The organism is Streptomyces sp. NRRL S-378, from assembly GCF_000720645.1.
Classification (GTDB): Bacteria; Actinomycetota; Actinomycetes; order Streptomycetales; family Streptomycetaceae; genus Streptomyces.
Map to the genome: position 1 here is coordinate 1 of NZ_JOBX01000169.1, position 1,391 is coordinate 1,391.

Annotated in this window: 1 protein-coding gene; it reads right to left on the reverse strand. The window is 66.4% G+C overall.

Annotation, left to right across the window (positions count from 1 at the left end):
• Nucleotides 1–465: 465 nt before the first annotated feature.
• Nucleotides 466–924: a GNAT family N-acetyltransferase gene (locus tag IH80_RS0138340; protein ID WP_030966547.1), complete on the reverse strand. Its 459-nt coding sequence runs from the start codon at nt 922–924 to the stop codon at nt 466–468.
• Nucleotides 925–1,391 lie beyond the last annotated feature (467 nt).

Below are 1,391 nucleotides of genomic sequence, written 5' to 3' on the forward strand. Positions count from 1 at the left end.
GTCGCTTCGCGATGTCGCTGCGCTCCACCCTTGACCGACCGTCCCGCCCCGGAAATCCGAAAGACTGCCGGGAAACCCCCAAAGGAACGGGCCGGGGGAGCAGGGGGAAAGAGACGGGGCGGTGCCATGCCCGGGCGGAGCCCGGAGCGCCCCCCATCGCTACGCGCTCCTCGAAGACGGCGTCTGCCACCCTCTTGGACTGGTCATAAGCCGCCATCAATCGCTACGCGCTCCTCGACGAGGGCGTCCGTCACCAGTCTGTGGCCGAGAGGGGCGAAGGGGAGGGTCGAAAAGCCGATCCATCGGCCCAGCCGAACTCAACCCCCATCAGGGCCACTCTGAGATCCCTTCGCATGACCAGAGTAGGGCGATCAGGGCATATCGACCGCTCCTTGAGGTGCCCACCCACCGAGACCTGGATTGGTTTCGCCCGAGCCGTCATCCGACGCCATTTTCCTGGCGGGGTCACACCATCGGGTCGTGACGTTCGATGTAGCGACGGAAGCCTTCCGCGCGTGCCGGGAAGCCGCACGACTCGTAGAAGCGGTGGACGTACTCGTCGTCGGCTGACAGCAGCTGCACCTTGTAGCATCCGGCCGACTCACCCAGTTGCACCACGGCTTCCATCAACCGACTGCCGACGCCCCGCCGCTGGAATGCCTTGCCGACCACGACGTTCTCCACGAAAAGGATGGCGCGACCCCCTCGGGTGAGGTTCGGAAGAACCAGGCAGTCCGCGGTGCCGGCCACGGCGCCTTCGACGTCGGCTACCAGCACGGTTCGTCCCTGCTGGTTGGAGATGGTCGCCCATACGGCGTCGGCTCTCTCCTGCGGCAGCGGTGCATCGTCGGGATTCAGCTCGCCGTAGAGAGTCATCAGGGAGGTGAGGTCTGCGCCCACAGCCGGTCGCACGATGATCTTCATGGCCTCGAGCCTAGAGTGGCTGGGGCTCTCAGGTCAGAACGCTTTACGGCCCGCCCCGGACGGCTCCCAGACGCGTGATCCCAGAAGCGCGTAGCGATGAGGGCGGCCCATGTCCGACCACGGAGGTTCGCAGTCGCGTGATGGAGAAGCGCGTAGCGATCTGTGGCGGCTTATGCCCGGCCCAAGAGGCTCGCAGACGCTGTCTTCGAGGAGCGCGTAGCGATCGATGGCGGCTTATGACCAGCCCAAGAGGGTGGCAGACGCCATATAGCAGGAGCGCGTAGCGATGGGGGCGCTCCGGGCTCCGCCCGGGCATGGCATCGCCCCGTCTCTTTCCCCCTGCTCCCCCGGCCCGTTCCTTTGGGGGTTTCCCGGCAGTCTTTCGGATTTCCGGGGCGGGACGGTCGGTCAAGGGTGGCCGAAGGCCATCGCGCAGCGACGCGACGAAGGAGCGCCCTTGAGGGACC